Here is a 19,489-nt window from a genome sequence, read left to right on the forward strand (position 1 = left end):
AGTATGTAACGAAGCGATGACGCCGCGTGACGGGAAAGAGGCTTTCCGGCGGTCAGACCACGCCGTAGAGGCGGTCACCCGCGTCGCCGAGGCCCGGCACGATGTAGCCGTTCTCGTTGAGCCGCTCGTCGAGAGCCGCGGTGACCACGCGGATCGGCTTGCCGGAGTTGGCGAACACCTTGTCCATGTGCGCCAGCCCCTCGGGCGCGGCCAGCAGGCACAGGGCCGTGACGTCCACGGCGCCGCGGTCGAACAGGAACTGCACCGCCGCCGCCAGCGTGCCGCCGGTGGCCAGCATCGGGTCGACCACGTAGCACTGCCGCCCGGACAGGTCGTCAGGCAGCCGCGTGGCGTACGTCTCGGCCTGCAGCGTGGACTCGTTGCGGATCATGCCGAGGAAGCCGACCTCGGCCGTGGGCAGCAGCCTGGTCATGCCGTCGAGCATGCCGAGCCCCGCGCGCAGGATGGGCACCACCAGCGGGTACGGCTTGGCCAGGCGCACCCCGCTGGCCGGCGAGACCGGTGTCTCGACGGTGACCTCGGTGACCCGCACGTCGCGCGTGGCCTCGTACGCGAGCAGCGTCACCAGCTCGTCCGCGAGCCTGCGGAAGGTCGGCGAGTCGGTGCGGACATCGCGCAGCGTGGTGAGCTTGTGCGCCACGAGCGGATGATCGACGACGAGGGTCTCCATGGGTCACCACGCTATCTCCTGACACACCGTGCTGAGGACCCCCTCACCTGCGACCTTGGAACGTTACACACAGTCGCGGCCACCTCACATCTTTGGTTTTGATCACAATTTGGCCCGAGAGGCACACGCCTGGTGGCCGGTTCTGGAACGATTGGGTCCTGGTGATATCTGTCGTGTCAGAGGTCGGGTGGGGATGGCGATGACAGACGAAGACGCTCTCGACTTCGCCATCGTGGTCTATCGAGAAGACGAATGCTGGCAGGCCGAGCTCCTGCCGGTCACGTTGACGTCCGACCTGCAGGGGCTGATCCATGCCCTGAAGCAGCAGCCCAGCGAGAGCGGCACGATCGGCCTGGTCGCCGTCGGCGACGAGTTCTTCGTGGCGCTGAGGGTCCTGGGCGACCGCGTGGACGTGTTCCTGTCCGACATCGCCGCCTCGTGGGACTTCCCGCTGGCGCGCCAGGTGCTCGAATACCTTGACGTCCCCGTACCGGACGAGGAGGAGCTCGACGAGATCCTCCAGGACGAGGAGACCGTGCTCCCCGCCGGAGATCTGTCGATCTTCGCCGATCTCGGGTTGGACGAGATGGAGCTGGGCATCCTCTCCGGCGACATTGATCTGCTGCCCGAAGATGTGCTGTCCAGCATCGCCGCGCGGCTCGGGTTCTCCGAGCCGTTCGAGCGTGCCATCGAATCGGTCTTCGGCTGACCCCCCTGGAGCGCGGACATGGCGTCCAACACCTTTTCTGCGGCCTTTGTCAGGACCTCCGACGGCTGGAGCGGGGCCGAGGTCGATCTCGGGGACGCCGAGATCGTCGACGACCTCGGTGACGCGGTCACGGAGGCGCTGGGCCTCACCGGCGACGAGCTGGCCCTGCTCTGTGTCGAAGTAGAGGACGAATGGTTCGCCATCGCCCGGTACCGGGGCGAGGAGGAGCCGAGGGTGTTCCTCTCCGACGTGCACGCCATCCTGGCCGACAGCCTGGGTGAGCTGTTCGCCGAGTTCGCCGGCGTGGCGCCCGACAAGGACGGCAACGGGCTCGGCGTGCGGCCGGCGGGCGATTTCGAGCTGCTCAGCGATCTGGGGGTCAGCTCGGAGGAGCTGCTGGAGCTGAGCATGGAGGAGGGCATGCTGCCCGCCGACATCCTGTCGGTGATCGCGGAGCGGCTGTCCTTCGCCGACGAACTCGACCGCCTGCGGTGACCCACCGACGCGGCTCGCGCTCCCCGGTGCGGCGCGGCTCGCGCGCGGCGGTGTGGTGCGGGTCGCATGTCGCGGTGTTGTGCGGTTCCTGCGCGGCGGTGCGGCGTGGTTCGCGGGGTGCTGTGTGGGGCGGCTTGCGGGGCGCGGGGCGGCGAGGGGCGGCGTGACGTACGAGGAGGCCATGCGCCTGGCTCTGGCGGAGGCCGTCGCGGCCGCCGGCCGGGGGGAGATCCCTGTGGGTGCGGTCGTGCTCGACCCGGGCGGCGAGGTGTTGTCCGCGGCGGGCAACGACCGCGAGTCCGCCGCCGACCCGACCGCCCACGCCGAGGTCCTCGCCCTGCGCCGCGCCGCCGCGCTGCGCGCCGAGTGGCGGCTGAGCGGCTGCACGCTCGTGGTGACGCTGGAGCCCTGCACGATGTGCGCGGGCGCCGCCGTGCTGTCCAGGGTGGACCGCATCGTGTACGGCGCCACGGACGAGAAGGGCGGGGCCGTGGGGTCGCTCTGGGACGTCGTACGCGACCGGAGGCTCAACCATCGGCCCGAGGTCGTCATGGGGGTGATGGCCGAGGAGTGCGGTGCCGTACTAACTCGGTTCTTCGCCACTCGCAGAATCCGGTAAGCTCGTCCGCGGTGGTGTCGCCTAGTGGCCGAGGGCGCACGCCTCGAAAGCGTGTGATGGGGCAACTCATCCGTGGGTTCAAATCCCACCACCACCGCCACAGGAGGGGCTTCCGACCAGCAGGTCGGGAGCCCCTTCAGTCATGTACGGGCCACCCGGGGAGCCGCGCGGGCCGGGGAACGGTAACGGTCGTCGTTTCGCATTTCCCCGGAAAATGATGTTGGAAAGTCCCGCCGCCGGCCGCGATCGGCCCGCGACGCAAGAAGCCGGGACCGTCCCGAGGCGCAACAAGTCGGGCCCGTCCCGAGGCGCAACAACCGAGGCACAACAAAAAGGAGCCGCGAATCGCGGCTCCTTTTCCTTTCTCAGTTGGGCAGTTCGAGGACCCTGGCGTGCAGGATCGATCGTTGGTGCAGCGCCGCACGCAGCGCGCGGTGCAGGCCGTCCTCCAGATAGAGCTCGCCCTGCCACTGCACCACGTGCGGGAAAAGGTCCCCGTAGAACGTGGAGTCGGCGGCGAGCAGCGAGTGCAGGTCCAGCATGGCCTTCGTGGTGATCAAAGAGTCGAGCCGGACCTGCCGGGGAGGGATCTGGGCCCACTCGCGGTTCGTCAGACCGTGGTCGGGATAAGGGCGTCCGTCGCCGACTAGCTTGAAGATCACCCCACTGATTTTAGGAGAGATTCCGATTCCTCGCGCTATCCGCCCGTGTCAGGGCAAGCCCGCGGAGATCACAGTCGGTGGGGGCGCCCTTTTCGTATCCGCGCTGGAAGGCCGAGACGCGTTGCGCGGAGCTGCCGTGGCTGAACGATTCAGGATCGATTCTGCCGGTGGTGCGTTGCTGGATTCTGTCGTCGCCCACGGCCGCGGCGGCGTCGAGCGCTTCGGAGATTTCCGCCGGGGTGAAGGGCCGCTCGTAGAAGCCGGTGTCGACGGCGTTGCGGGCCCAGACGCCGGCGTAGCAGTCGGCCTGGAGCTCGATGGGGACGGAGCTGCCCGTGTCGAGGGCGCCGAGGAGGTTCTGGACGTGATGGCCGTACTCGTGGGCGATCACGTACGCCTGGGCGAAGGGGCCGCCCTTGGCGCCGAACCGGCTGTGGAGCTGGTCGAAGAAGCTCAGGTCGAGGTACACGCGCTGGTCGGCCGGGCAGTAGAAGGGGCCGGTGGAGGAGCTGGCCGAGCCGCAGGCGGTACGTAACCCGCCGGAGTACAGCACGGTCTTCGACAGGCGATATTCGGAAATTTCCTGCTTCCAGTAGTCCTGGATGCTGTTGACCACGCCCACCACCCGGCACTTCTCCGACTGGTCGGCGTCCTTGCCCGTCTGGCACTGCTCGGACAGGTTGGCCGGAGGCCGCCGCTGCGCGGGCTCGCCGCCGCCGCCCACGTTGTTCAGCACGAACACCAGCACGAGCACGATCAGGCTGACGATCCCGCCCCCGCCGACGACCATGCCTCCGGGGAACCCGGAGAAGCCACCGCCGCCACCGCTCCCGCCGCGGTCCTCCACCTGCGAGGGGTCCAGGTCGGCCTGATCACGGAAATCCATGGTGACGTCCTTCCCGCCGTTGCGCCTGGCAGGACGACTGCCCAGAGAGACGCCCGCCTACCGTGGCCGCTAGATGCCGCCGGAGAAGGTGTCGCACTGCTCGGGATCGCCGCTCTGGTAGCCGGTGCTGAACCACTTCTCCCGCTGCTGCGAGGTGCCGTGCGTGAACGCGTCGGGCGTCACCCTGCCCTGCGTGCGCCGCTGGATGCTGTCGTCGCCGACCGCCGCGGCCGCGCTGAGCGCCTGGTCGATGTCGCTCCGGGAGAACGGCTCCTGGTAGAAGCCCGTCTTGACGGCGTTCTGGGCCCAGACGCCGGCGTAGCAGTCGGCCTGCAGTTCGAGGCGTACGGAGGGGCTGTCGGCGCCTGGCCGGTTACCGCGGCCGACCCTGTTCATGGTGCCGAGGAGGTTCTGGACGTGGTGGCCGTACTCGTGGGCGATCACGTACGCCTGCGCGAACGGACCGCCCTCGGCCCCGAAGTCGCGCTGGAGCGTGTCGAAGAACGTCAGGTCGAGGTAGACCTTGCGATCGGCCGGGCAGTAGAACGGCCCCACGGCGGAGTCCGCCGCGCCGCAGCCTGTGTCGACCGCCTGCGAGAACAGCACGGTCTTGGCGGGCGTGTACTGCTTGCGCCCGCGCTCCTGGAACGCCTGGCGCCAGTAGGACTGGATGCTGTTCACCGTGCCGACGACCCGGCAGTCCTCCGACTGGTCGGCGTCGGCGCCCGTCTTGCAGCGCTCGGCCAGGTTGCCGCTGGGGGAGGCCGCCGGAGGAGGGCCGGGCTGCTGCCCGCCGCCCTGCTGGCCGCCCTCGTCGCCCGTGAAAGGGGAGGGCACGATCCCGAACAGGAACATCGCTCCCAGCGCCAGGAGCAGCAGCAGGCAGCCGCCGCCCCGGCCGCCGATGGGCAGCATGCAGCCGCCCGGCATCCCGCCGAACCCGCCGCCACCGCCCCGGCCTGGCCGCGGGCCCGAGGCGCGTACGTCCTCGACCTGGGACGGATCGAGTGGCTTGTCATCGTCGAACTGCATCGCGCGCTCCCCCCGACGCAGTTCTCCCCCGTAGCGATTCGATTACGCACGGCCACCAAATCACGATGATATTTCGGGATACGCCGGATAATCTGGCCACCATGACTGCGGGTTTGCTGGGGATTGCCCTGATTTCGCTGGGCATGGTGCTCACACCAGGCCCGAACATGATCTACCTGGTCTCCCGCTCGCTCACCCAGGGGCGCCGCTCGGGGCTGATCTCGCTCGCGGGCGTCTTCCTCGGTTTCAGCACCTACCTGGCCGCCACGTGCCTCGGACTGACGGCGGTCTTCGCGTACGTACCGGCCGCGTACACCGCACTCAAGCTGGCCGGCGCCGCGTACCTGCTCTGGCTGGCCTGGAACGCGGTCAGGCCGGGCGGCGCGTCCGCCTTCGAGCCCCGCGCCCTCCCGGCGGAGCGTCCGGCCAAGCTGTTCTCGATGGGGCTGCTGACCTGCCTGCTGAACCCCAAGATCGCCATCCTCTACCTGTCGCTGCTCCCGCAGTTCATCGACCCGGCGATGGGACACGTGCTGCTGCAGAGCCTCGCGCTCGGCTCGGTGCAGATCTTCGTCGGCACCCTGGTCAACGGCCTGATCGTGATCTCCGCGGGCGCGCTGGCCGCGTTCCTGGCCCGCCGCCCCGTCTGGCTGCGCGTCCAGCGCTACGTCACGGGCACGGTGCTCGGCGCCTTCGCCGTCAGTATGGCGACCGACCGTTCCAAGGCTCTCGTGAGCGCCTGAGTGCCCCGTCCGAGCCGTGACCGGGAGGTCGAAGGCCCGGCCGGGGGATGGTCCCTGATCCGGTCGGTGACGGGATCAGGACTGAGGGGGGCCGTCGGAGATGTCGCCGTAGGGGGTGGGGTTGTCGATGTCGATGACGGGTCCGGCGGCGGACGCGGACGTGGCGGTCGCGGCGCCCAGACCGAGCGCGAAAATACCGGCTGCGGCCACGACGGCGAGCTTTTGAAGCAGTTTGGCGTGTGTCACGAAACCTCCCGTGCGATACGCGATGCGGGAGGTGATCGTATGGGACGCAGAGATCGCGACACAAACCTCCATTCGCGGCGCACCGCTTCACGGCGGGCCGCCGCCAAGGGCCTGTGCCGCTCATCCGCCTTGAGCGCCTTCCCCCGCCGGGTCCTTCCTCCTCCCCGAAGCAGGAGCCTGGCGATCCATTTGCAAGGCGCCTGTAAGCCTGCACGTCTATGTATGGACATATACGAAACGGCGCTGGACTTCCTCGCGGAGACGGCGTGCCATCCGCCATCGCTGTTCACCCACTTCGTCGAAGGAGGGCAGCGCTCCTAGTGACGCTGGAGATCAGGTTTCTCGGCCCGTGGCAGGTGCTGGCAAGTGACGAACCGGTCCGATTCGCCGGGCAACGACGAATCGGCGTGCTGGCCAGACTGGCGCTGGACACCGGGCGGACCGTACGCACCACGCGGCTAGTCAACGACATCTGGGGGGACAACTCCGCGGCGACCGCGGCCAAACAGCTCCACATCGTGATCTCCAAACTGCGCGAAGTCCTCGGACCCTTCGCCACCGGCGAGATCATCGAGACCATGCCCGGCGGCTACCGGCTCGCGCTCGAACCCGACCGCATCGACGCGCACCGGTTCATCCGCCTGGCCAAACGCGCCCGCGCCGCCCAGGCGCAGGGAGCCGGGGACACCGCGGACCCCCTGTTCCGCTCCGCCCTGCAGTTGTGGCGGGGCGAACCACTGGCCGAACTGACCGCCCCCTGGGCCCGCATCGAAGCCGCCCGCCTGGAAGAAGAGCACCGCACCGTCCTGGAAGACCACGCCGATCTCCGCCTCGCCGCCGGCGACCACCACGCGCTGGCCATCGACCTGGCCGCACACGTACGGGCCCATCCCCTGCGCGAACGCCCGGCCGCCCAGCTCATGCTCGCCCTGCACCGCGCCGGCCGACCCTCCGAGGCGCTGGCCGTCTACCAGGACACCCGCCGGGTCATGGCCTCCGAGCTCGGCATCGAACCCGGTGCCGAGCTCCGCCGCCTGCACCAGGCCGTCCTGGTCAAGGACCCCGTCCTCGACCTGACCACCCCCGCCCAGCAGGTCACGGTCAGCGAGCCGTACACCCCGGCCGAACTGCCCGACGACACCCACGCCTTCACAGCGCGCGCCACCGAGATCGACCGCCTGCGCACCGCGCTCGGCGCCGCCGGCGGACCCGCGCGCGGGCCTGCCATCACCGTGATCGACGGACCCGGCGGCATCGGCAAGTCCGCCCTGACCGTCCACGTCGCCCACGCCGTGGCCGCCCGCTTCACCGACGGTGTCATCTACCTCAACCTGCACGGCTCCACCCCGGGGCTCGACCCCCTGACACCGGCCCAGGCCCTGCGCCACCTGCTGCGCTCCCTCGGCCTGGACGGCACCGCCATCCCCGCCGACCCCGGCGAGGCCGCCGCCCGCTACCGCTCCCTGACCGCGGCCGGCGACCTCCTGGTCATCCTGGACAACGCCCGCGACGTCCGCCAGGTCCGCCCGCTCATCCCCGCCGGCCCCGGCTGCCGGGTCCTGATCACCAGCCGCAACCTGCTGCCCACTCTGGACAACGCCGACCACCTCCACCTGGGCGCCATGGACGCCGCCGACGCGGCCGCGCTGCTGGCCCGCCTGGCCGGGCCCGACCGGGTGCACGCCGAACCGCAGGCGGCCGAGCGGATCGTCGACCTGTGCGGCGGCTTCCCCCTCGCGCTGCGGATCGTCGGCGCCCGCCTGGCCGCCCGTCCGGACTGGAGCCTGTCGGACCTGGAAGCGCGGCTGGCCGACGCCACCCGCCGCCTGGACATGCTGGAGTACGCCGACCTGGCCGTCCGCGCCAGCGTCGCGGTCAGCCACCACCACCTCCACGAGGAACCGACCGGCCACGACGCCGCCCACCTGCTGCCTCTGCTCGGCCTGCTCGGCCTGCCCACCCACACCCCCGCCGCCACCGCCGCCCTGACCGGCTGGCCGCACCACCGCGCCGAAGCCGCGCTGGAACGCCTGCAGGACGCCCGCCTCCTCGAATCCGCCGGACCGGACCGCTACCGGTTCCACGACCTGCTCGGCCTCTACGCCCGCGAACGCGCGCAGCAGGACCTTCAGGAGGAGGAGCGCACCGCCGCCGTACGGCGCACGCTCCACCACTACCTGAGCACCCTCTGGATGGCGAGCACCATGCTCAGCGACACCGCACTGCGAAGCCCGATCGAACTACCCGACAACATCTTCAAGGACCCGGCGCAGGCAGAACGATGGATCCACGGCGAGCGGGACAACCTGCTCGCCGTCACCCGGCAGGCGCTGGCCGGCCCCGACCCGGCGACCGCCATCGGCCTGGCCATCGGACTCCACTGGCCCTTCTGCTACCAGGGCTGGCACGCGCAACTGGCCGACATCCACACCCAGGCCATCGAGGTGGCCGACCGTGCCGGGGCATGGGAGGAGAAGGCCCAGCTCCGGAGCTTCCTCGGCTGGGTCTACCGGGACCTGGACCGCTACGACGCCGCGATCGCCGAGCTGGTGACGGCCCTCGGCGACTGGGATCGCGCCGGCCTGCCCCAGCGGAAGGTCGGCGCGCTCAACAACCTCGGCATCGTCCACACGATCGTGGGCCGCCTCGACGAGGCACTCGGCTACCTGGAGTCCGCGCTGGAGCTCACCGACAACGTCGGCCGCCCCGGGGCCGCGGCCACGATCCGCAACAACCGGGTGCACGTCTACTACCGTCAGGGGCGCTTCGACGAGGCGATCGCGGAAGCCCGCCGGCTGGTGGAGCTGGTGCCGCAGGGGGGTCCGCTCGCCGAAGCCGGCATCGCCCACGGCTCGCTGGGCGACGTCTACCGTTATGCCGGCCGGCCACAGGAGGCGATGGAGAGCTACACGACGGCCGTGCGGCTGCTCCACGAGTCGGGCAACCGCCTGAAGGAGGCCGTGTCACGCTGGTGCCTCGGCACCACGCTGCACGATCTCGGACGGCACAGCGAAGCGCGGCAACAGTGGGAGCAGTCCGTCCGCCTGCTGCGCGACGCCCGCCTCCTCACGCCACGGGAGGCCACCGACATCCTGGCCCAGGCCGTACCGGAGACACCCCAGCCCATCAGGAACATGCTGTGACCGGCGCGGCACCATGGTGGGCCCAACTGAGACCCAAAGCAGAAGGGGTCATGCCGCTGATCACGGCATGACCCCTCTGAGCTGGCGGAGGATAGGGGATTTGAACCCCTGATAGGTTGCCCTATACACGCTTTCCAAGTCTGTGGACCTTCGTTCACGGCCGGTCATCAGGGTCTCTAGCTGGGCCCATGCTCACGCACCGACGTGGGTGAACGTCCCCGGACGCGGGCGAACTGAGACCCTAAATGAGACCCGCTGGAGGCGGAAGGGCTGTAACACTTGGGGGGCGCCGCCTCCTCAGTGTTACAGCCGTTTGTCGCGCGGAACGCGCTCAGAATGACGTGCGAAGCACCGTTTGATCTTTGCTCTTCAGGGACAGCAGAGACACCTCCGGCTCTGGTTGTCCCTCCTAGGCCACTCACGTTTGTGCTGGTCAGAGCTGTCTCAGGGACGCCGGGGACAGCAGGGACACCTTCTCTGTCCACGTTGTTGACCCCCAGCCAGGGGGCGCATGGGCTTGCGGTGGGGCCCTGGCCGGGGGCGTTCAAGGGGCGGGATCGAGTGTCGAGGCGGCCCGCCATAGCGCGTTGACGAACTCCCGCCGGGTGTCGTCTGGCAATACACCGAGGATTGCGGCCAGCTCGGCGGCAAGTGCCGGGTCAATGTCGCGGACGTGGATACGGACACCATCCTCGAAGCGGGCGATGCGCACCACCGGAGGGTTCGGCGGCATGTGTCCGGCGAAGACTTCAATCGTGGCCTGGCCGACATGCCAGATGCCGAGTTGGGCTGCGTGCCCCGGCTGGTCATTCCGGCGGTGGGTGGACTGGCACCAGGCCACAGCACACCCAACCAGACCATCTACTGTCACGGCTGCGCCTCCTGCTGTTCGGCCAGTACCAGCGGCTCGTCACGGAGATCATGGAGCATCAGCCACGGCTGCTTGCCGAGCGCGTACCGAAGCCATTCGCTGCCCTTGTCGAGCAGCACATTGACCTCGTGGCACACCTTCACCGCTGGTACGGGGAGCGAGTCACCGGGTCCGGGCTCGTACAGGTCCACGGTGGCCGCGTACGGGCTGGTTCCTGCCACGCTTGCGACGCGGGAGCGTTCGGCCAGACGCGGGCAGGTGGCCAGCGACTCGGGGATGCAGGCTCCGCATGTGGGTGGCAGGTTGGTGATGGAGGTGCCGTCCGGTGCGATGTCGGGATCGTTGACGAACAGCCACCAGTAGCGGCCGTCAGGGCGCTGGCATGAGCGGCTGCACACCATGCACAGGTGCTCCCGCATCATGACGCGGGTGCGTGGCGTGTTGATCGCCTTCCAACGGAACTTGCCCGCCCGGTCCAGCCCGTGTCGCACCCACAGCAGCCCGTGATCCCAGTCATCGTCTGTCGGGTCGGAGTAGGACAGGCGGATGTCCTCGACGATCGGGTCCCAATCGAAGAACAGCGGCAAGTCGAGCAGTTCGCCCGTCCACAGGTTCTGGTCGGGGATACGCAATCCGTTCCGAGTGCGATTCACACCAGGTCCCGGCTCGGATCGTTCAGTGCGGCGGCACGACCCGAGGTTGCGGCAGGGTCGTGGTCGTGCCGCCGCAGCCGCGCTGTCCCGGAGCGCGGCAACGACGCGATGGTGGACGTCTGGGAAGAGACGTCACCACCGCGCCAGTCCATGTGGTTCTTGTCGTTCCAGGCCGACAAGGCGGAGGAGTTGTCCTGCACGGGTTCCATCACAGTCGGGCGTGGTACGACTGCGGGAGAGGACACTGGAGGCGCACCCGGATACGCGCCCGTGTCCGCCTACCCCCGGAGGTGCATTCCGATGAGCAAGGCTCGCGCCTGGGCCAGGCGACTACGCACCGAGCGGTCCAGGCGAGGCTGGTCTCAGCGTGACCTCGCCCTGCAACTGTCCGCCGTCGCTGACAGGAAGCTCCCTGAGCCAGAGAGCATCGTGCGCCGGATCCGGGACCACGAATGCGGCAAGCACCGACCGGACGACGAGTACGCGGAGCTGTACTGCCGCCTGTACGGGTTGAGTGAGTCCGCGCTCTTCGACGAGGAAGAAGGAGCGGCCGACCTGGGCGACGAGATCGACGCGATCGAGCTTGCCCGCCGGGCGGCGGCCAGTGACGTCAGCAGGGAGACGCTGGAACGGCTTGAGCTTGCCGTAGACGACCTGGCATCCGATTACCCTCGCACACCCCCGGCACAGCTCCTTGGCCGCGTACGGCGGCATCTGGAGTACGTGACGCGGCTCTTCGACGGCAGGAAGACTCTCGCTGAGCACCGCCGCCTCCTCGTGGCAGGCGGCTGGCTGTCGCTCCTTGCGGCCACCTGCCACATCGACCTGCGGCAGTACCCGGCCGCTGCCGCGCGCCTACGGACGGCCGGGCAGTTGGCCGGCCACGCCGGGCACGATGAGATCAGGGCATGGTGCCTGGAGACCGAGGCGTGGCAAGCCCTCACTGAGGGCGACTACCAGCACGCCATGATCCTGGCTCAAGGAGCGCAGAACGTCGCACCACGCACCAGCTCCGCATTCATTCAGGCCACTGGGCAGGAGGGCCGGGCTTGGGCACGGATGGGGAAGAGCACCGAAACCCGGGCCGCACTGCATCGGATACACCGGATGGTGTCGCCGATGCCCATGCCGGACCGGCCCGAACATCACTTCCGGTATGACCCGGCCAAGAGCGATGCCTACACCGCGACCACGCTTTCGTGGCTGGGTGACCCGGCCGCCGTGAACTACGCGCGTCAGGTACTCGCACGACTGGAATCCGCCGTAGACGGGGGACCACGCCCGCGTCGAGCAGCGTCGGCACGTCTCGATCTGGCTCTTGCCCTGCTCGCCATCGACGAGCCAGGAGAGGCCGGATACATCGCGCGCCAGGCCCTCATGAGTGGACTCTTGGTGCCCTCGAACTACTGGCGCGCCAAAGAGGTCATCGCCGGAGTCGAAGAGCACGGTCTGACGGAAGCCGTCGAGCTTCGTGAGGTCTACCGCGAGCTGTACGGGTCACCGTCGGACCCGCAGCGTCCCCAGATCAACTCTTGAGGGGTCTGGCTTACCTGAGCGTCCTCATTCCCTGCGACAGTAGGGGTTTCATCGCTCGCAGTACACACATCTACTCGTTCACGCTAGAGAGTGACACCAGGACGTAGGTCGCCCACTTCTTCGGATCAGCTTGCAGTGCCTTGGCGGCCGTTGGCTCCAGTTGCGCACCGAACGATTCCAGGTCCTCCACAGGGCCAAGCCTCGTGGTCGTCCCCTTCCAGCGGCTCGACTCCATCTGGACCACCACGTCACCAGAGCTGACCTCGTTCCACCCGAGCCGCTTCAGTTGATCGCGCGCGAGGTCGAGTGCTTCGGGGAAGTCGGCGGCCCGCATATCGACCACCAGGATCTCAACGACTTGTACAGTCCGCTCGTATATCGGGTCCGTGAAGGTCTGCGTAACGACGTGGCCCGCGCTTCGCACTTCCGCGAGCGCGCCAGGATCAACCTTGATCACCGTCTCGGGCATCCATGCCGCATCGCAACCTGAAACGGCGACTAACAGGCACAGTGCGGCCAATAAGCGCTTAACCATGGAAGTATCCTTATCTGCTTCTTCGTGTCACGGGCGCAGTCTCAAAGATGACTCAGCGCGTATCCGCAGCGTGTCGGTCCGCACACGGCGTCAGGCATGGGCGAGTGCGTCCGCGAGTTCTTCCATGCTTGTCACGATGAGATCGGCCCCTGTCTCGTCAAGCCGTCTGGCTTTTCCTGGCTTGTTGGCGTAGCCGACAGCGATCACCCCAGCAAGCTTGGACGCCTCAACGTCTGTTGCCGAATCTCCGACCAGCAGGGCGGACGAGGGTTCCGCACCGATGTGAGTAAGCGCCTGAACGAGCAGGTGAGGATTCGGCTTCATGAGTGAGGGGTCCGCTTCCGCACGCGCGGCGATGTGCTCCACCAGACTGCTGAGCCCTTGCCGATCCAGGAAGGCCGCCACTGCGGCCACGGAGTTGTTGCTCACTATGGCGACAGGCACTTCTTTGTCGCGTGCCCGTTCCAGCAGGTCAGTCGCACCAGGGGTAGATCTCGCCGTCCCGGCCGCCTTCACTTCCAGCTCGGTGAGTGTCCGAAGTGCAAGCCGGTTCAGATCGCCGCTCAGAGAGGCGCTGAGCCGGAACACCTCTAGAGGGTCGTTCGTGGTGTGCGCCTCCGGCGGGAGCTGCGCGCCTGCCTCTTCCAGGACGGCGCGGAGACTGTCCGCCACAGTTGGTGCCGGCAGTCCAGCGAAGATGTCGCAGATCGGCCCGTCGAAGTCGAGCAGAAGGCACCGTGTCTCGCTCATGACGGCTCGGACGGCTTCCGCTCCCGACCGCGCCATCAGGACACCTCGCGAGCGACGGAGTTCCACACCGCGTCGAACCACGCGGACGACTGCTGCACGTACTGACACGACGTCGAATCGGGACCGTCGCTCAGTGCGAAGTGGAACAGCTCGGTGTCCTTGCCCATCAGGTCGAACATCGTGACCGGCTCGCCGCCCAGCGCCACGGTGTGCTCCGCCACGGCGTAGTAGCCGAAGAATGCCTCTTCGCCGTTGATCACGTACATCTTGAAGCGTGGCGGCTCGCCGCTGATCCGGACCTCGGCGGATGCGTGCGTCACCAGGCCGAGATCCCTCAGCTCATGCACCGAGTCCACGATGGCCTGAGCGTGCCGGGAGATGATCTTTTCAGCACGCTGCCTGAACAGCGGCTCATCCTGCCCGTTGTCCACCCGGCAGGGGAGAGACCAGGGGCGGTTGGTGTCTGGCAGCAGGAGCCGGATGGAGATGCGCTCCGGAGTCAGCCGACCCGCCCGGATGTTGTCGAGCGCCTCCATGACCGCGCCGTGCAACGTCTCACCGGAGAACCCGGCGAAGTCGATGGAGACCTCTGACCGCTTGAACGCTTCCTCGATGTGAGGGCGTAGGCCGACAGGGCGAGCGGTCTTCTCGCGGACGAACACGCCGCTTCCTTGACGGGAAACGATCAGGCCGTCGTCTCGAAGGATGCGGATGGCCTGCTGGATGGTCTGGCGCGCCACGCCGAAGGTCTTGGCGAGTTCCGGCCCCGAGGGGAGCTTCTCCCCGGGCGCGAACTTCCGGGTGAGTATGGCCGCTCTGAGCTGCGCTGCGACCTGCTGGAAGGGCGGACGCGGGTCGTCCGGATCGAGTCTCATGCCCCGATCGTAGCCCTACCTGAACAACATTACTAGCCAAGTTGGCCAAGACTCTTGACATGACTAGCCAGGCCACTCAACATGGTGCTTGTACAACCTGCCTAGCCAACCTGGTCAGGCGGGAAGTGCAACGGATGACTTGGCGGCCTAGCTGGCCAAATCGTCCGCCGCTCAGTCGGAAGACCTGGAAAGGCGCCAACTTCGGCGCGCGCCGACGGGCTGAGCACTCGCGCTTTGAGAACTGAATCCGGGCTACCGCCTCCCACCGAAAAGGCGGCACCACCGATCACGTTCGACGCCGGGACGGCCCCATCCGCCAAAGACACGAGCCGCCCCGGCCCTCCTCAAGAGAGGTGTTCTCATCATGCTCCACGACGTGCAGTGGTCCGGGGACGCGGGCGCGAACGCGCCCACCCTGACCGACCTGCTCGACGCCGTCCTGGCCGCCGGTCCCGCCTGCGGCCCTGACACCGCTCACCTGTTCACCAGCACCGACGGAGAGACCTCCGACCGGCGGCAGGAGCGCGAACAGCGAGCCAAAGCCATCTGCCATCGCTGCCCCGCTCTCGGGGCGTGCCTGATGTACGCACTCGCGCTCGACCCGGGCGAGGGTGTCTGGGCGGGTCTCAGCCTCGACGACCACGACCTCACCGACGACCTGGCGGTGGCGTGATGACTCGCTTCCGCTGCCTCGACTGCGGCCAGCGCTCCGACAGCATCATCGGCTGCCGCCGCTGCGGCACGGTCACCGGCCGCCGCGCCCAGCTCTGCCCCGCCCACGGCGCGGGCCGTGCGCCGGGATGCCGGGCCTGCCGAGTCAACTTCCGATCCGAGGAGCGCTGATGTCCCGAGTCCGCGCGGCCTTTTGGGATCCGTCCGGTAGCCGCTACAGCCTTCCCACCTACCCATGGCGGATGGCCCCGCCGCATCTGCTGACCCTGCGCCAGCTCGCCGCCGAAGGGCTGCGACCCGGCGGTCAGGGAGTCCAAGCGCAGATCCTCTGGCGCTCCCGCCGGCACGGCGCACGCGGCGTGCGTGCCGCCTACCTCTACGACATCCGGTTCGCGCTGCCCAAGCGCCCCATGACCCCGGCCAAGTGGGCGGCACTGGCCAAGGCCAACGCCGCCCGCCGTCGCTGCCCGAGCTGCGGGCTCGACGCCGGGTTCGTCATCTCTCGCTACGCCGACACCTGCACCACCTGCTACTACCAGCCCGCCAGCGCGCGGACGGAGGAAGCCGCATGAGCCACATCGCCCACCCTGACCCGCCTCCCGAGCCGACCCCGGAGGAGATGGCCAGCGCCCTGGCCGACCTCGAACAACTCGCCAACCAGAACTCCACCGTCGCCGTACCGTCCCGGCCGGTGGCAAGCGGTGAGACCAAGCGCGTGCGCAAGCTGCGTGCTGAGGTGGCCGAAGCGCACCTGCTGGCCGACCTCCAGGACGACGACGCCCCGCTGCTGCTGGACACGGCCAAGGTGCGCAAGCGCCGCAAGGCCGCCCAGGAAGCCGCCCGGCTGCATGCGCTGGCACAGGACCCCGAGATGCGGGCCTGGCAGTGCGCACGGATGCGGCAGCTGCTGGTCACCGCCGCGCTCGTCTCGCTCACGCTGGCGCTGGCCTGGTCCACCGCCGGTGTGCAGCACTTCGCCGCCGACGGTGCGCCTGCCTGGTCTCCAGCCTGGATCTTCGCCTGGCTGGTCGAGCCGTTCCTGTCCCTGGCCTTGCTGGTCGTGGTCGGCGCCCGCGCCTACCTCGGCACGCGAGGCCAACCGCTCGACGACCCCAAGCTCGTACGGATCGAGTGGCTGTTCCTGGCCCTCACGCTCGCCATGAACGCCTGGCCGTACCTGCCGTTCGTGGCCGCCGACTTCTCACTGTCCCGGCTGGTCCTGCATGTCCTGGGACCGATCGTGGCGGTCGCCATCGTCACCGCCCTGCCGATCATCCTGGCCGCGTTCGCTGGCCTCGATCACGGGCCTACCGGTACCCCTACCACCCCTTCGTACAGGGCAAATGCGGCGACTGTCGACAAACTGACCGATCGCGCCCGCGACCTCATCGGGGCCGGTCAGCTCTCCGTCGACGCCGGAGCGGACAAGTTCCGCCGCGCCCTGGGGTGCGGCATGGACGCCGCCCGTGCCGTCCGAGATGCCCTGCGCAGCAACCCTGCCTGAGAGGAGGAATCCATGCTGACCGTCGCCGTCATAGCCACGGCCATCTGTACGGCCATCCCGGTGGCCATCTTCATCCGCATGGTGGTGACCGGCCCGCGCGTTCGGGCTGAGATCCACACAGCCTTCCAGACCCGTCCGACCAGCACACAGGGCGCGACCTCATCCGCCAAGACTCCGGTCGCGCCCCGCAACCCCGCCCGCAGGTACGCACACGAGGTGGTCTCATCATGACCCAGAACCCGCACGAACCGGAAAACCAGTCCGGCGACGGACCGCTGACCGGTCTGAACGGCTTCCAGTTCGCCGACCGGTCCGCGACCGCGACGGTCGAGACCGCCGAGATCGGCGGTCAGGTGGTGCCGCTGGACAGCCGCCGCCGAGTGCGCCCGCCGGACGAGCACACCGAGGAAGACGAGTCCTTCGACCACGAGACGGTCGCCATCGAGGCAGAGACGTTGGGCGGCCCAGTGGACCCGCCCGAAGACGACGCCGCGCCGTACACCACGCGGACGATCCATCGCCGGGAACCCATCATCCCCGCCACGCTGCACACCTGGCGCGGCATCCGCACGATGCTCGTCTGGCAGGCCAAGGACGCCGGGTACGTCATCAGCTACCACACCGTCCGTACACCGAAGTACGCGGCGAAGGCGCTCAGGTACGCCGTCCCCGGCCTGTTCGGCACTCTCGGCCGCCTGTTGCACTGGGCCACGGCCGAAGAGGGCAACTGGGCACTGCGCCAGTACGCCGCCGACCGCAACGACCCGGAGACCTGGCTCAAGCTGGACAAGCAGCGTCAGCGGCAGTCGCGGTGGCGCTGGTGGATCCTGATCGCTCTCGCCGTGACGGTGCTGATCGGTCTGCTGGTCTTCCTGCTGGCTGACATCCCGACGTGGGCGCGTCTGCTGGCCGTGGCCGTAGCGGTGCCTGTACTGGCTCGCGCGGGCAGGCCCACGGACAAGCCGATCACCGACCGTGTCTCGACCGGTCCGCGCTACCGCAAGCTCACCGCCGAGCTGGTCCGCCGCGCGCTACTGTCTTGTGGCATCTCCGGCATCAACCAGGCCGTGAGCAAGGACCCGAACGCCATCAGCTTCCCGACCGAGATCCACCGCGACGGACCCGGCCACCTCGCGGTCGTGGACCTGCCGTTCGGCGTGGAAGCCGCCGACGTCGTGGCCCGGCGCGGCCGGTTGGCCTCCGGCATGCGTCTGCCGCTGGATCAGGTCTGGCCCGAGCCCGGTGACGGCCACCCCGGACGGCTGGCGTTGTGGGTCGGCTACGAACCCGCCTCGCAGATGAAGCAGCCCGCCTGGCCGCTGCTCAAGGACGGCAAGGTGGACGTCTTCAAGCCGTTCCCGTTCGCCACCACGCCCCGCATGGACACGGTGAACGCTTCGCTGATGTTCCGCAACTGGCTGGTCGGCGGCCAGCCTGGCTCAGGCAAGACCTTCGCCCTGCGCCTGGCGGTCCTGGCCGCCTGCCTCGACCCGCGTGCTGAGCTGCGCATCTACGAGCTGAAGGGCGTGGGGGACTTCAAGGTCCTGGAGCCGTTGTGCACCGAGTACGGCAACGGTTTCGACGACGAGACGATCGCCCGCTGCGCTGGGATGATCCGCTGGCTGTACAAGGAGTGCGAGCGCCGCTCCAAGCGCATCGCGCACTACGCCCAGCTCGGTAAGGCCCCGGAGAACAAGGTCACTCCTGAGCTGGCCAGCCTCAAGGACTCTGGCCTGCACCCGCTGATCGTCGCCATCGACGAGATCCAGGAGTTGTTCCTGCACGGCAAGTTCGGCAAGGAAGCCGGGGAGATCCTGGAGAAGGTCATCAAGCTGGGCCGCGCCCTGGGCGTGATCCTGCTGATCGGCACCCAGATCCCGGACAAGGACAGCCTGCCGACCGGCATCACCCGCAACGTCAACACCCGCTACTGCATGTCGGTGGCTGACCAGGTCGCCAACGACATGATCCTCGGCACCTCGATGTACAAGAACGGCTACCGCGCGACCATCTTCGAGCCAGTGGTCGAAGCCGGGTGGGGCATCCTGTCGGGCCTGGGCAAGCCCGCCGCCCGCCGCTCGTTCGAGGTGGACACCGACAAGGCCAAGCAGGTCGTGGCCCGCGCCATGCAGCTCCGTGGGTTGGCCGGCACCTTGCCCGAGGAAGGCACCCAGACCCGCGAGGACGCGCCCACGTACGACCTGCTGGCCGACCTGGCGAAGGTCTGGCCTGCGGGGGAGAGTGGCGCCTGGAACGAGACTCTGTGCGGCTACCTGAGCGAACTGCGGCCCGAGGTCTACACCGGATGGGCATCCGAGCAGCTCACGACCGCGCTCAAGCCGCACGGTGTGACGATCGTCAGCATCGGCCGCCGCATCGACGGCAAGCCCGTCACCCGACGTGGCATCCGCTTCGACGACCTGGCCGACGCCATCGCGGAGCGTAACCGTCGAAACGGCTCTGGCTGACCGTCCGGAGGGTGCTAGCGCTAGCGGCTGACCCTGCTATCGCTAGCACCCCCGCTAGCAGCCAAAAACACTGCCTGGCCAGGGCGTTAGAGCGCTAGCGCCCTGAGCTGACGACACCCAAAAACAGGCCCCGGAGGCTGTCTTGGACCCCGTCACCCTGCTCACTATCACGACCATCACGATCGCTCTGATCGTCGCTTTCCGTTACGGCATCGCCTGCTGGATCCGCCCGTTCGGCACCTGCCGAAAGTGCCAGGGCAAGCGCCACCTGCCCAACCGCATCGGTCGCGGCACCCGTGAGTGCCGCCGCTGCAAGGGCACCGGCCTGCGGCTCCGCTGGGGACGCCACCTCTTCAACTTCGTCCGCCGCCTCCACAGCGACGGCACCCGATGACCGGC

General features: G+C 68.5%; 24 protein-coding genes and 1 tRNA gene. 14 read left to right on the forward strand and 11 right to left on the reverse strand.

Annotated features, from left to right (window positions below; genetic code table 11):
- Window positions 1-52: 52 nt before the first annotated feature.
- Entirely contained in the window at window positions 53-691 is a 639-nt protein-coding gene (gene upp / locus HD593_RS58255) for a uracil phosphoribosyltransferase (protein WP_185111373.1), read from the reverse strand.
- 193 nt (window positions 692-884) lie between these two features.
- On the opposite strand from upp, the gene HD593_RS58260 reads away from it, so the two are divergent.
- The 4 genes from HD593_RS58260 to HD593_RS58275 all read left to right on the forward strand — a co-directional run bounded on the left by HD593_RS58260 (window position 885) and on the right by HD593_RS58275 (window position 2,614).
- On the forward strand, window positions 885-1,400 hold the full coding sequence (locus tag HD593_RS58260) for a tRNA adenosine deaminase-associated protein (RefSeq protein WP_379478853.1): 516 nt from the start codon (window positions 885-887) through the stop codon (window positions 1,398-1,400).
- 18 nt (window positions 1,401-1,418) lie between these two features.
- Complete coding sequence (locus tag HD593_RS58265) at window positions 1,419-1,895, forward strand: tRNA adenosine deaminase-associated protein (RefSeq protein ID WP_185111375.1); 477 nt, start codon at window positions 1,419-1,421, stop codon at window positions 1,893-1,895.
- Window positions 1,896-2,076: 181 nt separating this feature from the next.
- Complete coding sequence (gene tadA, locus HD593_RS58270; RefSeq protein WP_185112744.1) at window positions 2,077-2,514, forward strand: tRNA adenosine(34) deaminase TadA; 438 nt, start codon at window positions 2,077-2,079, stop codon at window positions 2,512-2,514.
- Between the two features lie 10 nt (window positions 2,515-2,524).
- Window positions 2,525-2,614 (forward strand) — tRNA-Ser (locus HD593_RS58275).
- 265 nt (window positions 2,615-2,879) lie between these two features.
- Here the strand turns inward: HD593_RS58275 and HD593_RS58280 are convergent.
- From HD593_RS58280 to ypfJ (HD593_RS58290), 3 genes are all read right to left on the reverse strand, one after another.
- Window positions 2,880-3,176, reverse strand: coding sequence for a type II toxin-antitoxin system VapB family antitoxin (locus tag HD593_RS58280; protein WP_043615040.1), 297 nt, complete (start codon window positions 3,174-3,176; stop codon window positions 2,880-2,882).
- Window positions 3,177-3,186: 10 nt separating this feature from the next.
- Window positions 3,187-4,062, reverse strand: coding sequence for a KPN_02809 family neutral zinc metallopeptidase (gene ypfJ, locus HD593_RS58285; protein ID WP_185111376.1), 876 nt, complete (start codon window positions 4,060-4,062; stop codon window positions 3,187-3,189).
- 69 nt (window positions 4,063-4,131) lie between these two features.
- Window positions 4,132-5,094, reverse strand: coding sequence for a KPN_02809 family neutral zinc metallopeptidase (gene ypfJ / locus HD593_RS58290; protein ID WP_185111377.1), 963 nt, complete (start codon window positions 5,092-5,094; stop codon window positions 4,132-4,134).
- A gap of 101 nt (window positions 5,095-5,195) precedes the next feature.
- Between ypfJ (HD593_RS58290) and HD593_RS58295 the strand changes: the two genes are divergently transcribed.
- Window positions 5,196-5,837: a LysE family translocator gene (locus tag HD593_RS58295; RefSeq protein WP_185111378.1), complete on the forward strand. Its 642-nt coding sequence runs from the start codon at window positions 5,196-5,198 to the stop codon at window positions 5,835-5,837.
- A gap of 75 nt (window positions 5,838-5,912) precedes the next feature.
- On the opposite strand, the gene HD593_RS58300 is transcribed toward HD593_RS58295, so the two are convergent.
- Window positions 5,913-6,083: a hypothetical protein gene (locus tag HD593_RS58300; protein ID WP_185111379.1), complete on the reverse strand. Its 171-nt coding sequence runs from the start codon at window positions 6,081-6,083 to the stop codon at window positions 5,913-5,915.
- A gap of 320 nt (window positions 6,084-6,403) precedes the next feature.
- Here HD593_RS58300 and HD593_RS58305 point away from each other — a divergent pair, with 320 nt between their 5' ends.
- Window positions 6,404-9,226 carry an AfsR/SARP family transcriptional regulator gene (locus tag HD593_RS58305; RefSeq protein ID WP_185111380.1) on the forward strand — a complete coding sequence of 941 codons (2,823 nt, stop codon included), beginning with the start codon at window positions 6,404-6,406 and terminating at the stop codon, window positions 9,224-9,226.
- Between the two features lie 544 nt (window positions 9,227-9,770).
- On the opposite strand, the gene HD593_RS58310 is transcribed toward HD593_RS58305, so the two are convergent.
- The 3 genes from HD593_RS58310 to HD593_RS58320 are packed head-to-tail and all read right to left on the reverse strand — an operon-like array spanning window position 9,771 to window position 10,950.
- Complete coding sequence (locus HD593_RS58310; protein ID WP_185111381.1) at window positions 9,771-10,097, reverse strand: hypothetical protein; 327 nt, start codon at window positions 10,095-10,097, stop codon at window positions 9,771-9,773.
- On the reverse strand, window positions 10,094-10,729 hold the full coding sequence (locus HD593_RS58315) for a hypothetical protein (protein WP_185111382.1): 636 nt from the start codon (window positions 10,727-10,729) through the stop codon (window positions 10,094-10,096). Before HD593_RS58315 ends, HD593_RS58310 begins: the two co-directional genes overlap by 4 nt.
- A gap of 17 nt (window positions 10,730-10,746) precedes the next feature.
- Entirely contained in the window at window positions 10,747-10,950 is a 204-nt protein-coding gene (locus HD593_RS58320) for a hypothetical protein (protein WP_185111383.1), read from the reverse strand.
- Window positions 10,951-11,050: 100 nt separating this feature from the next.
- On the opposite strand from HD593_RS58320, the gene HD593_RS58325 reads away from it, so the two are divergent.
- Entirely contained in the window at window positions 11,051-12,286 is a 1,236-nt protein-coding gene (locus HD593_RS58325; RefSeq protein WP_185111384.1) for an NsdA family TPR-like regulatory protein, read from the forward strand.
- 70 nt (window positions 12,287-12,356) lie between these two features.
- Here HD593_RS58325 and HD593_RS58330 read toward each other — a convergent pair whose 3' ends face one another.
- From HD593_RS58330 to HD593_RS58340, 3 genes are all read right to left on the reverse strand, one after another.
- Entirely contained in the window at window positions 12,357-12,821 is a 465-nt protein-coding gene (locus HD593_RS58330; protein ID WP_185111385.1) for a hypothetical protein, read from the reverse strand.
- Window positions 12,822-12,911: 90 nt separating this feature from the next.
- Entirely contained in the window at window positions 12,912-13,607 is a 696-nt protein-coding gene (locus HD593_RS58335; RefSeq protein ID WP_221525464.1) for an HAD family hydrolase, read from the reverse strand.
- Complete coding sequence (locus tag HD593_RS58340) at window positions 13,607-14,446, reverse strand: GntR family transcriptional regulator (RefSeq protein WP_185111387.1); 840 nt, start codon at window positions 14,444-14,446, stop codon at window positions 13,607-13,609. Before HD593_RS58340 ends, HD593_RS58335 begins: the two co-directional genes overlap by 1 nt.
- Before the next feature lie 364 nt (window positions 14,447-14,810).
- Here HD593_RS58340 and HD593_RS58345 point away from each other — a divergent pair, with 364 nt between their 5' ends.
- The 7 genes from HD593_RS58345 to HD593_RS58370 all read left to right on the forward strand — a co-directional run bounded on the left by HD593_RS58345 (window position 14,811) and on the right by HD593_RS58370 (window position 19,484).
- On the forward strand, window positions 14,811-15,119 hold the full coding sequence (locus tag HD593_RS58345; protein ID WP_185111388.1) for a WhiB family transcriptional regulator: 309 nt from the start codon (window positions 14,811-14,813) through the stop codon (window positions 15,117-15,119).
- On the forward strand, window positions 15,119-15,289 hold the full coding sequence (locus HD593_RS60860; RefSeq protein WP_221525465.1) for a hypothetical protein: 171 nt from the start codon (window positions 15,119-15,121) through the stop codon (window positions 15,287-15,289). The genes HD593_RS58345 and HD593_RS60860 overlap by 1 nt, the downstream gene beginning before the upstream one ends.
- Window positions 15,289-15,690, forward strand: coding sequence for an RRQRL motif-containing zinc-binding protein (locus tag HD593_RS58350; RefSeq protein ID WP_185111389.1), 402 nt, complete (start codon window positions 15,289-15,291; stop codon window positions 15,688-15,690). Before HD593_RS60860 ends, HD593_RS58350 begins: the two co-directional genes overlap by 1 nt.
- A complete protein-coding gene (locus HD593_RS58355; protein ID WP_185111390.1) occupies window positions 15,687-16,622 on the forward strand; it encodes a hypothetical protein in 936 nt (311 codons plus the stop codon). Before HD593_RS58350 ends, HD593_RS58355 begins: the two co-directional genes overlap by 4 nt.
- A gap of 12 nt (window positions 16,623-16,634) precedes the next feature.
- The gene (locus HD593_RS58360; protein WP_185111391.1) at window positions 16,635-16,853 is read left to right on the forward strand and encodes a hypothetical protein; all 219 of its coding nucleotides are present in this window, start codon (window positions 16,635-16,637) and stop codon (window positions 16,851-16,853) included.
- Window positions 16,850-19,090, forward strand: coding sequence for a cell division protein FtsK (locus HD593_RS58365; protein WP_221525467.1), 2,241 nt, complete (start codon window positions 16,850-16,852; stop codon window positions 19,088-19,090). The genes HD593_RS58360 and HD593_RS58365 overlap by 4 nt, the downstream gene beginning before the upstream one ends.
- A gap of 142 nt (window positions 19,091-19,232) precedes the next feature.
- A complete protein-coding gene (locus HD593_RS58370) occupies window positions 19,233-19,484 on the forward strand; it encodes a hypothetical protein (RefSeq protein ID WP_221525468.1) in 252 nt (83 codons plus the stop codon).
- The last annotated feature ends 5 nt before the right edge of the window (window positions 19,485-19,489 follow it).

Source organism: Nonomuraea rubra (assembly GCF_014207985.1).
Lineage (GTDB): Bacteria > Actinomycetota > Actinomycetes > Streptosporangiales > Streptosporangiaceae > Nonomuraea > Nonomuraea rubra.